Here is a 12705-nt window from a genome sequence, read left to right as displayed (position 1 = left end):
CACTCGCATGCGCGGTGTGTACGGAGCTGCTCAGCCTCCGTTGGCCAGAACCTTCAGACGGGTCATCGACCCGTTGAAGTAGTCGTGGTCACCCACGGTCGGGCCGCTGGAGGTGTACTGCCAGAAGGTGTAGAAGCCCCAGCCGGCCGGGAGAGTGCCCGGCGAGGAGGCGTAGCGGGCGATCCAGAGCGGGTTGGAGTTCCCGAAGGCGCTGCTGTTGCCGGTGCACTGGGTCCACCAGCTCGTGGTGGTGTAGATGACGGCGTCGCGTCCGGTCCGTGCCTTGTAGGTGCTGGTGAAGTCCTTGATCCAGTTCACCATCGCGCTCTTGCTCAGGCCGTAGCAGGTCGCCCCGTAGGGGTTGTACTCGATGTCGAGCACGCCCGGGAGGGTCTTGCCGTCCTTGCTCCAACCGCCGCCGTTGCTCGCGAAGTAGTTCGCCTGCGTGGCGCCGCTGGAGGAGCTGGGCGTCGCGAAGTGGTAAGCACCCCTGATCATGCCCACGTTGTAGGAGCCGTTGTACTGCTGGGCGAAGTAGGGGTTCTTGTAGCTGGTGCCCTCGGTCGCCTTGGAGTAGGCGAAGCGGACCCCGCTGTTCCACAGCGTCGACCAGGCGACGTTCCCCTGGTGGCTGCTGACGTCCACGCCGTGGACCGATGCGAGCAGGCCGGCGCGGTTCTTGTCGGGCTGGGTACCGTCGGTGGAGTCCGCCTCGTGCATCCGCACACCCGCGCCCATCCAGGCTTCGCCGCGCTTGGCGGGCGCCTTGGGATTGCCGCGCAGGCCCTCGGTGCTCTTGGCCGATTCCGTGGCCTTGCCCGGTGTCGTGGCCTTGGCCGACTTCGTACCGCTGTCCCCGTTGCCGGAAGCGGCCGAGGCCGCGCCCGGGAGCGCCAGGACGAGTGCGAGAAGGGAGACGAACATCCCGATGACAGCCGCGGTTCCGCGTCTGCGACGGGCCGTACCGGATCTGAAGCTGGGCATCGCTGCCTCCGGAGCCTCGGTGGTGGGGGTCTGGTACGTACGTAGTATTTACCGATGTGGGGGGTTTTGCTCTGCGACGCGCGGGAGCAACAACACGCCACTGGTGTGGTCATGTCAGGACGAAGGTACGCGCGTAGACCGGCCACGCGGAAGACGCCCCGCCCGCTGCCGTTGGTCTACTCCTGCGAAATACTGGCGGAGCTGCGACTATCGGGCTCGCTGGAGATAAGTTTCTTCATGGAAAACGCCGGAGGCACCACTGACGTGCGCAACAAGTCCACAGACCCAGCGGGCCGCGAGGACCCGGCAGAGCCGTTCGGCCCCGAATGCCTCGACGTCGAAAGGGAGTTGGCCGTTTTTCTGCGCCGCGCCCGCGCCTCCTCGGGCGAGATGGCCCGCCAGGTCCACCCCGACCTGGAACCCGCCGCTTACGGACTGCTGGTGCGCCTCGAGGACGCGGGCGAGCAGCGGGCGACCGAACTTGCCGCCTATTTCGGCGTCGGAAAGGCGACGATAAGCCGTCAGCTCCACGCGCTGCTGCAGCTCGGACTGGTGGACCGGCGCACCGACCCCGCGGACCGGCGCGCCTCGCTCGTCCGCCTCACCGCGGAGGGCCGGGAGCGGTTCACCCGGGTACGGGACGCGCGCCGCCTGTCCTACGCCCGCAAGCTCGCCGCCTGGGACCGCAGGGAGATCGCCGAGCTGGCCCGTCTCCTGCACCGCCTCAACTCGCTGGCCGACCAGGACGAGTAGCCGCGGGCGGGACGGGGCCCGCGGCAGCCCTACCGGCCCGCGCCCGCGCCCACCGCTCCCCGCAGCTCGCTGCGCAGCTCGGGCGTCAGCACATGCCCGGCCCGGCCGACGAACAGCCCCATCTGGTAGCCGACCGCTGCCATGTCGCAGTCGGCCGCGGCATGCACCCCCAGCAGCGAGCCGTCCCCGATGGCCATCACGAGCAGCGCGCCCTCGTCCATGGAGACGATGGTCTGCTTCACCACGCCGGCCTCCATCAGCTCGGCCGCGGCGAACGTCAGCGAGGCCACCCCGGAGACCAGAGCGGCCAGGTCCCCGCTGGTGCCCCGGGGACCGGCAGCCGGGCGCCCGCCGCGCCGCCGCCGCACCGGAATGCCCGCCCGCGTGGTGCCCGCCTCCTCGCGGACCGCCGCCGGGGCCCCCGCACCCTGACCCGCGTACACGGGCTGCTGCTCCCGGAGCCCGGCGTGCTGCTCCTGGCGTCGCCCCTGCTCGGCGCCCACGACGGAGCGGCCGTACCCGGTCCCCAGGGCGGACGACCCGTGTTCGACGCCGAGCGCGGGGTCGGACGCGAGCAGCAGCAGACCGTCGGACGAGACGACTGCCACGGACCGGATCCCCGGCACCTCTTCGACCAGCTTGCCGAGCAGCCAGCGGAGGTTACGTGCCTCCGCGCTGCCGGACGTGCCCGTGTTGAGCGGGTTCACCTATGTGCCTCCTCGGCGGTACCACCGTCACGCTGCGCCCCCGCTCGCCTTTCCGCACTGCTGATGTCCTCGGGCTGCGCGCCCTGTGCTTCCTGTCCGCTTCCCCGGTCCGCCCGGCTCTGCGGGGTGTCCTGCGCCTCGTGCCCGGGGTGCGGCTCCGGCCAGTCGTGCCCGGCGTGGCCCTCGTGCGCTTCCCGCACATCCTGCCCGGCGTGCGGATCCTGCGCGTCCTGCTCGTCGCGCGCGGCGTGTTGCTCCTGTCCGCGGAGTGCGGCGGGCCGGTTCTCCTCGTCGTGCGGAGCGTCCTGCTCGCCGTGCTCGCCGTGTGCGGTGTGCTCGTCGTGCTCGTCGTGCTCGTCCTGCCGGACCCGTTCGGCCTCGGGCGAACCGGCGGGTGACGGGACCGTGGCGGTCGTCGGGGCCTGTGCTCCCGCGTCCCGGAGTCCTTCGCGGGCCCCCTGCTGGAACCCGTCGAGCCTGCGGCGCAGCTCCTCCGCGGTAGCGCCGCTGCGTGGATGCGGGACGGCCGATTCGCGCGGCGTCTCCCTCCGCACCCGCTGCGGCAGGCCCGGATGGGTGAGGGGGCCCCGGGGTTCGGCGTGCCGCGCCTCAGGCCCGGCCGGGCTCGCCCCGGATGTGCCCGGTGCGGCTGCGCCCGCCGGAGGTGCGGCCCCCGGCGCGGCTGCTCCCGTCCAGGCTGCTGCCTCGACGGCGGCAGCGCCCGGTTCCTCCGACCGCGCGTGCGCCTGTTCGTCTTCGTCGGCCTGAGGGTGCTCGTCCGCGGCCCGTGCGTGGTCGTCCGCCCCGGAAGGCTGCCCGGGCTCGTCGCCGCTGTCCGGGAGCAGGGCGCGGGGCACCGTGACCTCGGCCACGATGCCGCCTTCTTTCCGCTCGAGCAGCCGCACCCGGATCCCGTGCCGGGCCGACAGCCGGGCGACCACGTACATCCCCAGGCCCCAGTCGCTGCTCGCCCGCAGCGCCTCGGCCTCGGTCCCGGCCGGCGGCTCGGCCAGCCGGGTGTTGAGCTCGGCGAGCTGCGGCTCGGGCACACCCTGGCCTTCGTCCTCTACGGACACCAGGGCCGCTCCGCCCTCCAGCAGCCGGGCGCTCAGACGCACTCCGGACCCGGCGGGGGAGAAGCCCGCCGCGTTGTCGAGGAGTTCGGCGACCAGGTGGCTGAGATCGTCGGCGGCGGACCCGGCGACCCGTACCTCCGGCGCCGGTGTCCCCAACTCCACCCGCTCGTACTCCGCTATCTCGCTGACAGCCGCGCGCAGCACGTCCAGCAGTGGGGCCGGGGCCACGGCCGGGGACGAGTCGAGGCCCTCGCTGCGGTCCGCCCCCGCCAGCAGCAGCAGATTCTCGCTGTGCCGCCGCATGCGCGTGGCCAGGTGGTCCAGCTTGAAGAGGGTGTCGAGCCGGTCGGGATCGGCCTCCCTCTCCTCCAGCCCCTCGATGATGCCGAGCTGGTGTTCGACCAGCGTGAGGGTGCGGCTGCCCAGATCGGCGAACGCGCTGCGGTCCGCCCCCGCGCCGCCATCGGCAGCCGCGTGCGCGCTCTCGGCGGCCGTGTGCGCGCTCTCGCCGACGCCGTCCGCGGCCGGGTCCGGAGCGCCCTGAGCAGCCGTCGGGGCCGCGGCGGGCGACTGCTCGCGCGCCGCTCGCAGCTCTTCCCGCAGAGCGTCGCACTCTTCTCCCAGCAACTGGTGGTGCTCGGTCAGTTGCGCCTTCTCGACCGCGAGCTGGTCCTGCTCCTGCTCCGCGCAGGCCGACCGGCGCCGCAGGTCGGCCGCGGTGGCACGCAGCGTGTTGAGCGCGCGCACCACGTCCGCGAACTCGTCGTTGCGGCCGCGGAAAGTGATCGGTTCCTCGCCCACGGGGTCCTTGCCGAGCCGCTGCGAACCGCGCTTGAGCACCGAGAGCGGGCGGGTGAGCGAACGGGCGACCGCGACACTGACGGCGACGGCGAGCAGCAGGCAGCCGCCCACCAGCCCGGCGCGCAACTGCAGTGCCGTCACGTCGTCGTCCCGCAGCTTCTCCAGCCGCTTGGTCTCCGCCGCCGCGAACGACGACTGCACCCCGCGCATATGGGCGAGACGGGCGGAGACGGAGCTGTCGAACCGCTCCTGGTCCAGCGCACGCGTACCGGAAGTGAGCCGGTTCTGCGCGGTGACGGACGTCAGGTAGCGCTCGGCGACGTTCACGTCCGTGCCGTTCACGGTCGTGCGGTAACGGTCGCGTGCCGTGGCGTCGGCTGTCTCCTCGAAGTCCGCCAGGGCCGCCTGCTCCCGGACCCGGGCTTGCCCCGCCGCCGTGACCAGAGCGCGCTGGGAGCCCTGCCCCGCGAGTGCCGCTTCCAGCAGTCCACGGGTGGCCGATGCCTGGTCGACGGCGCGGGCCAGGTCGGGGAGCGCTGCCGCCGTCCGGTCGGCCGCCCGTGCGGGCAGACCGTCGGCGATGCCGCGGGTCAGGCGGCGGAGGGTCTGGATGATCTCGGAGTAGGCGTCATAGGAGTCCAGCGGGTCGCCCTTGCCGCCCAGAGCGCGCTGCCGGACTCCGGGCAGCTTCTTGAGCGCCTCGGTGATCGAGGACGGGGAGAGGGACGATCCCGCGGGTCCCGACGGCGCCGCTGCCGCTGCCGTACGCAGCTCGCGGGCCAGCCGGTCCACCCGGTTCTGCTGGGCCTCGCTGACGCCTGTGCCGCTCTTGCCGCCGTCGCCCGCTGCGTGGCGTTCGACCATTCCGTCGCGCTCGTCCGCGAGGGAGTGGGACAGGGCGATGGCCTGCTGGTCGAGCCGCGCCAGGTCGACGAGGTCCTGTGCGTCGGCGGCGTCCCGGGAACCGGCGACGAGGGTGGGTGCCCCGGCCGCCACCACCGCCACGGCTCCCACCGCTACGGACACCATCAGCCGGTTGCGCACCCGCGCACGCCGACGTCCCGCAGGAGTGAGGGTGTCCGGGGCCGCCGCAGCAGGGGCTTCCGCGCTCTTCGTGGCTTCCGCGTCCCCGGAGGCGCCGGTGCCGGTCGCCGTTGCCTGGGGAACGTCCGCTCTGAGACGTTGCTTCTTCCGCACCCGCACTCGCAATCTCGTCCCGCCTCTCCCGGAGCCCGGGCGGCACAGTCCAACGTGTGTGGCGAGAGGGTGGCCCCGCCCCCGCGTCGGCACCCTCTGCGTCCTTCCGTCCCCAGCTACCTCGCCGGGCCTCTGGACGCGCGGTGCTCGGCAGCGGTGTCCCCACACTCGACGACCGACCTTGGCAGTGCGCTCCTGAGGCGGGTGAGAATCCCCTGCTGGGCCACCCGAAGGAGTGAACATCACTCCTCGGCGGCGGAACAACTCGGCCCGAGCCGGGCGATGTCCGTCCCTCGGGCACTGGTTGGAAATCCGCGCGCGGTCCTGGCAGGATGCCTGCCGCACTGTGCGGAGGACTGGGTTCCGTTCGGCGCCCGGTCGTTTTCCGGCCTTCCTGCCCGCGCGCGTACCCGGGTGTGACCCCGAGTGGTGGGTTCCCGGTGCCCCTCCGTCCCGGCGGACCGCAGAGTGCGCGGCGAGCGGGACGGTGGCCGTCGTCTCCTCGGTGATCCGCCGTCGGGCAGACTGCGGACCATGCGCATCGACATGGTCACCGAGCCCGGCAGCCCCCGACGCCTCAACGAGGACTACATGTCGGCTGCCGTTCCTGCCGCCGGCGGCGGCGGAGCGCTCGTGGTGCTGGACGGTGTCACTCCACCGGAGGGGGAGGACGGCTGCCGCCACGGGGTGCCGTGGTTCGTGGCACGGCTCGGGGGCGCGCTGCTCGAACTGTCGGGGACACGCCGGGACATGTCGCTGGCCGAATGCCTCGGTGCTGCCGTCGTCCGGACCGCCGACGCCCATCGCGATACATGTGATCTTTTTCACCCGCGCACCCCTCAGGCAACCGTCGTCGTCGCCCGCTGGGACGAGGAGCGGGTCGAACATCTGGTGCTGTCCGATTCCGCGCTCCTCCTGGAGACGGCCGACGGTGCGGTGCACCCCCTCCTCGACCGGCGCCTGGCCGAACTGCCCGCCAGCGTCCGTGCCCTGCGCGACCGGGCGCGTCTGACCGGCCAGGAATCCGACCGGGCGGCCTACGTGGACGCCGTCGAGGCGCTGCGCAACGCGCCGGACGGCAGGGGGTTCTACACGGCCGCCGCCGATCCGGGTGTCTCCGCATGCGCGGTGACGGGCAGTCACTCCAGAAGTGAGGTCCACGCCCTGCTCGCCGCCAGCGACGGCGCCACCCGCTGGACGGAGACCTTCCACCTCGGCGACTGGGCCGGACTCCTCGCCCTCGTGCGCAAGGAAGGGGCGCGCGCCCTCGTCCAGCGTGTCCGGACCGCCGAGTCGGAGTCGGCACCCCGGCGCGGAAAACAGCACGACGACGCCACCGTGCTCCTCGCCGAGCTGGACTGACGCCGAGGCCGTCGCCGACTCCGCGGGCGAGCCCATGGCCGGGGCACCCTCAGCGGGCCGGACCCGTGCCAAGGCCGCCCACCTCACGCGCGCCGTCCGTCCGGTCGAACCGCGCCGATGGGCGGGTCCACGGCGAGCTCGGTCAGCCGAACCTCGCTTCCGGGCCGCGGGGCCTGCACCACGCGGCCCTCTCCCGCATACATGGCCACATGTGTCGCACCTTCGAAATAGATCACCAGATCGCCGGGGCGGAGTTCGTCCAGCCCCACCTTCGGGAGCTGTCGCCACTGCTCCTGGCTGGTGCGGGGGATGTTCCGGCCCGCATGGCGCCACGCCTGCCGGGTGAGCCCGGAGCAGTCGAACGCACCCGGCCCCTCAGCGCCCCACACATACGGCTTGCCGATCTGTTCCCTCGCCCAGTCGAGCGCCCTCCGCCCCTGAGCAGAAGCGGGCCGACTCGCGCCGCTGGGGTCCAGCGCGCCCCCGGCCACCAGCTTCTGCTGCGCCGCGTCCGTGCGCTCGCCTTCGAGGGCGTTCAGGCGGGCGAGCTGCTCCCCGGTCAGCGACGAGAGCAGCCCCTCGACCTTCCGCAGCCGTTTGCGCACCTTGTTGCGCTGGTGCTTCTTGCGGTCCGCCAGCCGCTTCTGCCGAGCCACCGCCGTGCGCGCCTTGCGGACCGCGGCCGTGTGTCGGCGCTGACCGCGGGCGAGGCTGCGCAGCGTGTCCGCCTGGCCGTCCGCCGCCCGCTGGAGCAGATGCCCCCGGTCGAGCAGTCGGTGGGAATCCCGCGTGAGCAGCATCCGTACCGCCGGAGGAATGCCCGTTCCCCCGCTCCGGTACTGCTGCCGGGCCAGCTCACCGGCGCGCCGTCGTTCCCGCGCCAGCTCCGAACGGGCCCGACCCAGTTCGGTCTGCGCCCGCCGGGCAGCCGTGCGCTGTGCCTTCAGCTTCTCCGCCGTGCCGTTGTACGCCTCCGAAGCCTCCTCCGTGCGCTGGTAGAGCATGCTCAGCTCGCCCAGCAGTTCCCCGACGGACCCGTGCCGGGCGCTCGGCGGACCCGGTTCCGGACCCGGCTGCGGAGCACCAGGTGTTCTCGTCCCTCCGGCCGGCACGGCACCCGCGTCCACCGTGCCGGGCACCAGCACGGTCGCGGTCGCGAGCACGAGCCCTGCCGCCATCGCACCGATCCGCGGCCGGGGCGCGGCGCCCGGTCCTGCTCCGCGCGCCCGTCGCGCCCCCGTTTCCCGCAACACCCTCAACACCGCACACCTCGTTCCCGAGCGGCGTCTCCCCGTCCTCGACCGCTCTGCCGCGATCGTGGCACGGCCGCCACCCCCGGCTCAGGGTGAGCTGGGCGGCTGGGCGCACGGCTCTCACCCGAACGAGAGGCCATCGTGCCCGTACTCCGCCCCAGCCGCGGCCCGACGACCGGCCGGGCGGCCGTCGGGCCCGCCCGACCGTCATCGGGCGGAGGCACTTCACGGCTGGTCAGAAAGGTGCTCCGGAAACCTGCGGCTCTCCAGGCGCCGAAAGCGCCCTGCCCATACCCCCACCCCTCCGCCGTGTCCAGCGACGGCGATCAGCCCCTCATCACCCGAACGTGTGGGGATCTCGCCCTCGCCCCGCGATCCGCCCCCGGCCGGAGGGGGAGCCGCCTTCGGAGCCAGGGACGGTGCCGGCCGGCGGGCGAGGGCAGCCGCTCAGCGCCGGAGGGCGAGGGCAGCCGCTCAGCGGCTCCAGCCCCGACGCCCAATCAGCGCCCGTGCCGCCTCCGCGAATCGGCCGATCTCATGGAGATACGGGTCCGGAAGCCACTCCCGCGCCGGACGTGCCGCGGTACCCGAGAGGTCCAGGGCGCGGGCCAGGGACTCCGGATGCGGGCGGGACTCGGGGACCTTGTGCAGGCACGCCAGCAGCGGCACGCACAGAGCGTCGGGCACCCCGGTCAGGTCGGGGTCCTCGCGGGCCGAGGGCAGCGGGTTTCCCGCGAACGGGTGCCGTGCGCTCGCCGCCAGCGCCAGCACGGCGCCCAGCGCGAGGATGTCCTCGGCCCTGCCCGCCGATACCCCTGAGCCGGAGCTGTCCAGTGCGAGGCCGTGGCCCACGAGGCACGGCCCGGCGGCCGTCAGCAGCACATCGGAGCCCTGCAGATGCCCGTGCGCGGTTCCTGCCGCGTTCAGCGCGGCCAGGGCCCGGGCCAGGCCGCCGCCCAACGCGCGGACCGACATCTCCGGCAGCGGGCCGTAGGCGGCGACCAGCGCGGACAGCGGCACGCCCGGCACGAGAGCCTCGGCGACCCACGGGTCCTCACTGTCGAGTTCGCAGCCCAACGCGTCGGCCACGAACGGGCTGTCCACGGCCTCCGCGATCCGGGCCGTCTGCCGGCGCAGCCGCGCCCGCAGTTGCCGATCGCGCAGCAGTTCGGGCCGTACGGCGCGGACCGCAGCCGCCCGCTTGCGCCCGCCTCGTCCCGGGGCGCCCCTGCCCAGGTAGACAGTGCCGATCCCGCCGTGTGCGAGGACCCCGAAGAGCCGGAAGGGACCGAGCCGCCGGGGATCCGTCTCGCGCAGTCGCGCGATGCCTTCGATCACGCCAGCAGAAAACCCCCTCTCCGTCGCCCTGTCCAGGCTGACCGGGCGGCAGCGGCAGGAGAGTCCCGCGTCCCGGGCGCCTTCCGGTGGGGGCGCCGGTTCTCGGGCGGGCCGCTCCCGGGCTTCCCTCCCCGCGCAACCGAGGCAGCCGCCGTCACCTGTCGGCGGTGGTGCCCGCGTCCAGCCGCCCGCGCCGTCGCAGCCAGTGCACCGGTGCCCCTCAGGCACCACCGGCGCCGTCCTCGCTCCGACCAGCCATCCCCGCACCGACCGACGCCGTCCCCGCACCGACCGACGCCGTCCCCGCACCGACCGGTGCCGGCACCCGTGCCGCCTCGTCTCCGTGCCTGCGCCGTCGGCCTCAGCGCTCGCGCCGCCTGTGCCACGGCAACCGCTGCAGCGGACCCTTCGCCGGTCGCCCTTCGGGTTCGTAGACGTACGCCCAGCCCCGCGGCAGCCCCAGCTTGTTCAGCGCGGCGGGCTCCAGCCGGTAGACGTGGACGACCGTCGGGCCGCCCTCCGGGTCCGGTACCGGTACCTCGTAGCTGCGCGGCGGCCTGCCGGTCGGGCCCAGCGGCACGGACAGCGTCCGCCCGTCGAGCGGCCCGCCGCGGAAACTCGTCTCCTCGCTGCGCACCGCCTCAGTTCCCCTCGGTCGCGCGGACGGTGGCGGCGCGCGCCCGGCGGCTGCCGCGCGCCGAACCGGCCGTCGCCTCGGTGCCGCCCGAGCGTGCGTTCCCCGCGGCCGCCGCGGTGCCCGCGCGGCCGGTGGCTCCACCGTCGCAGCAGTCGGACGCGCCACCGAGAGCGGGATCGGGGCCGCACGGCTGGCTGAGCCGACGGGCACCGGGACCCTGCTCGCCGAGCCGGTCCTGCGGGTTGGCCAGCGCACACGAGGTCAGCGACAGGCAGCCGCAGCCGATGCAGTCGCTGAGGTGGTCGCGGAGCTGCTCCATGAGGGCGATCCGCTGGTTGAGGTCCTCCCGCCAGCACTCCGAGACGGCCGCCCAGTCCTCGCGCGTCGGCGTCCGGCCCTCCGGCAGCACGGCCAGCGCCCCGCGAATGGCGGAGAGAGGGAGGCCGAGCCGCTGCGAGGCTCTGATGAAGGCGACGCGGCGCAGGGTGTCGCGGCTGTAGCGCCGCTGGTTGCCCGAGGTGCGGCGGCTGTGGATGAGCCCTTCGCGCTCGTAGAAGCGCAGCGTCGAGGTGGCGACGCCCGCACGTTCCGCCAGTTCTCCGACGGTGGCTTCCGGGGCCTTCCATGAGAGCTGAGTCGGCATGGCCGCAGCCTAGCCCAGACTTCAAGCATTCTTCAGGTCGCGGACGGTCCCGTGGGACCGGGGAGCAGATGTCCGGACTCCGCGACCACCGGCAGCACTCTGCCGACCAGGTCCGCCACGGGGCCGTCCGACTCCTCCAGGGCGAGTGCCCGCCGGGTCGCTGCTGCCGTCCCGGCGTCTCCGGCCGCCGTTGCGGTGAGGACCGCGACGAAGTGGTCCACCAGCCAGTCGCGCAGCTCCGGCAGCGGCGGCTGCTTGCCTTCGTCCAGCCAGATCAGCGAGGCCGCCTCCACCGCCGAGATCCACGTGCGTACCGCCATCCGCAGGCGCGGCGACCCACGGTCCCCGCCGTCCCCGTCCGCCGCCAGATGGGCGAGGATCTGGTCGGCCGCGTCCCTGCGGACCTCGTCGACCATGGCGTCCGTCCGGGAGGTCTCCACCACGCTGCCCCCCTGCAGCAGGGCCATGAAACCCGCGTCGTGCTCGTCGACGAAGCCCAGATAGCGGTCGAGGGCGCGGGCCAGGCGGGTGGTCAGGGGGCCGGTCGGCGGCTCGGCGAAGCACTGTTCGAGCTGGTCGGCGGCGCTGCGCAGGGCCGCTTCGTAGAGCTGCTGCTTGCCCCCGGGGAAGTACCGGTAGACGAGGGGCCGCGACACTCCGGCAGAGGCCGCGACGTCGTCCAACGACACGTCCTCGGGGGGCCGGTGCGCGAACAGGCCCAGCGCGTGTCCGAGCAGTTGGCTGCGCCGCTCCTGCACACTCAGCCTGCGATACGCCGGGGCGGTGCCGCTGCTGCTCATGCATGGCAGCGTAACCGCCCGGCGGCCACCGGTGTCCTCCGCGTGCACCGCAGTTCCTCACCGGTGCTTCACGCGGCCCTCACCGGCGGCCCTCACCGGCCGTCACCGACGGTGCTCCCCGGGGGTGCTCACTTGGCCAGCAGCCCCGAGCTGACCCACAGCTTCCTGCCCACGCCGCGCAGTACGCCGATCTCGTCCAGGAAGTCGGTCAGCCGCTTGGCGCCGTTCTGCATGACCTCGCGGCGGTGCCCGCTGGCCTTCACCTGGGCGACGGCCTCCCTCCTGTCCAGTCCGACGTTCTCGTAGACCTGGGGGTTGACGAAGGAGAGGGAGAAGACGCGCGCGGCCTCACCGGAGCTTACCCGCGTCAGTTCCGCCTCCCAGCGCGGGCAGCTGACCATCTGGCGGCGCAGCTCCTCGCGCGCGTAGCGCACGTGCCGGGCCTCCTCGATGACGTGGATGCGGGTCACGCCGCGAATCAGCGGCTGGATCCGCTCGTCCGGGAAGGTCAGCCGCTGCATCCAGTCCAGGATCTCCTCGCCCAGCAGCGTCGCGGTGAACGAGCCGGGCGTCGTGGAGATCGTCTTGAGCAGCCGGCCCATGTTGTGGTGCAGCCTGGAGACGGGGTACGCGGGTGCGCCGCCCCGCTTGATCATGCGCGCGAACATCATCGAGTGCCGGCACTCGTCGGCGATCTCGGTCAGGGCGTAGCGGACGTGATTGCTGGTCAGCGGCTTGTCGTAGATGTGCCGCACCAGCAGCTGCATGAGGATCACCTCGAACCAGATGCCCAGCGACGCCAGTGACGCCGCCTCGTGCCGGGCCAGATCCATCCGCTGCTCCTCGGACATCCGCCGCCACAGCGGAGTGTCGTAGAGCGACACCAGCTCCGGCGGCCAGAACCACTTGCCGTCCTCGAAGGGGGCGTCCCAATCCAGCTCGGTGTCCGGGTCGAAGGAGTGCTTGCGGGAGGACTCCAGGAGGCGCTCCGCGACCTGTTCGCGGTCCTTGAGCAGGCCGAGGGCGTCCTTGAGCACCTCGTGTTCCTTCTCGGCGATGTCAGGCGCTGTCGTCATGCTGAGGCACCTCTTCGTCGGGCGGCGCCGGTGCCTCCATGGGCATTACCGGCGGTCACATCTACTGTTCCCCCTTAT

General features: G+C 73.2%; 10 protein-coding genes and 1 pseudogene. 2 read left to right on the top strand and 9 right to left on the bottom strand.

Annotated features, from left to right (window positions below; translation table 11 throughout):
* Nucleotides 1-30: 30 nt before the first annotated feature.
* Nucleotides 31-984 (bottom strand): lysozyme, encoded by a 954-nt coding sequence (locus tag BMX65_RS21540; RefSeq protein WP_075001990.1) that lies wholly within the window; start codon nt 982-984, stop codon nt 31-33.
* Nucleotides 985-1221: 237 nt separating this feature from the next.
* On the opposite strand from BMX65_RS21540, the gene BMX65_RS21535 reads away from it, so the two are divergent.
* Nucleotides 1222-1737, top strand: coding sequence for a MarR family winged helix-turn-helix transcriptional regulator (locus tag BMX65_RS21535; RefSeq protein ID WP_239502128.1), 516 nt, complete (start codon nt 1222-1224; stop codon nt 1735-1737).
* A 29-nt stretch (nt 1738-1766) separates the two neighbouring features.
* Here BMX65_RS21535 and BMX65_RS34340 read toward each other — a convergent pair whose 3' ends face one another.
* Both BMX65_RS34340 and BMX65_RS21525 read right to left on the bottom strand, forming a co-directional pair.
* Nucleotides 1767-2444 carry a roadblock/LC7 domain-containing protein gene (locus tag BMX65_RS34340; RefSeq protein WP_075001989.1) on the bottom strand — a complete coding sequence of 226 codons (678 nt, stop codon included), beginning with the start codon at nt 2442-2444 and terminating at the stop codon, nt 1767-1769.
* On the bottom strand, nt 2441-5350 hold the full coding sequence (locus BMX65_RS21525; RefSeq protein WP_162637673.1) for a sensor histidine kinase: 2910 nt from the start codon (nt 5348-5350) through the stop codon (nt 2441-2443). The genes BMX65_RS34340 and BMX65_RS21525 overlap by 4 nt, the downstream gene beginning before the upstream one ends.
* A 702-nt stretch (nt 5351-6052) precedes the next feature.
* Here BMX65_RS21525 and BMX65_RS21520 point away from each other — a divergent pair.
* Entirely contained in the window at nt 6053-6880 is an 828-nt protein-coding gene (locus BMX65_RS21520) for a protein phosphatase 2C domain-containing protein (RefSeq protein ID WP_075001987.1), read from the top strand.
* Nucleotides 6881-6963: 83 nt separating this feature from the next.
* Here BMX65_RS21520 and BMX65_RS21515 read toward each other — a convergent pair whose 3' ends face one another.
* From BMX65_RS21515 to BMX65_RS21490, 6 genes and pseudogenes are all read right to left on the bottom strand, one after another.
* Entirely contained in the window at nt 6964-8058 is a 1095-nt protein-coding gene (locus BMX65_RS21515) for a C40 family peptidase (protein ID WP_075001986.1), read from the bottom strand.
* A 549-nt stretch (nt 8059-8607) separates the two neighbouring features.
* Nucleotides 8608-9471: a serine/threonine-protein kinase gene (locus BMX65_RS21510; RefSeq protein WP_075001985.1), complete on the bottom strand. Its 864-nt coding sequence runs from the start codon at nt 9469-9471 to the stop codon at nt 8608-8610.
* Between the two features lie 361 nt (nt 9472-9832).
* Complete coding sequence (locus BMX65_RS21505) at nt 9833-10108, bottom strand: hypothetical protein (RefSeq protein ID WP_075001984.1); 276 nt, start codon at nt 10106-10108, stop codon at nt 9833-9835.
* Nucleotides 10109-10298: 190 nt separating this feature from the next.
* A pseudogene (soxR, locus tag BMX65_RS21500) lies at nt 10299-10751 on the bottom strand (redox-sensitive transcriptional activator SoxR); the annotation flags it as partial.
* Between the two features lie 32 nt (nt 10752-10783).
* Nucleotides 10784-11551 carry a TetR/AcrR family transcriptional regulator gene (locus BMX65_RS21495; protein ID WP_075001982.1) on the bottom strand — a complete coding sequence of 256 codons (768 nt, stop codon included), beginning with the start codon at nt 11549-11551 and terminating at the stop codon, nt 10784-10786.
* 128 nt (nt 11552-11679) lie between these two features.
* Nucleotides 11680-12627 (bottom strand): AurF N-oxygenase family protein, encoded by a 948-nt coding sequence (locus BMX65_RS21490; protein ID WP_075001981.1) that lies wholly within the window; start codon nt 12625-12627, stop codon nt 11680-11682.
* Nucleotides 12628-12705: the final 78 nt, after the last annotated feature.

Source organism: Streptomyces qinglanensis (assembly GCF_900111245.1).
Classification (GTDB): Bacteria; Actinomycetota; Actinomycetes; order Streptomycetales; family Streptomycetaceae; genus Streptomyces; species Streptomyces qinglanensis.
Note: the sequence above shows the minus strand (reverse complement) of the source record. Positions and strands in the feature narration are given on the sequence as shown.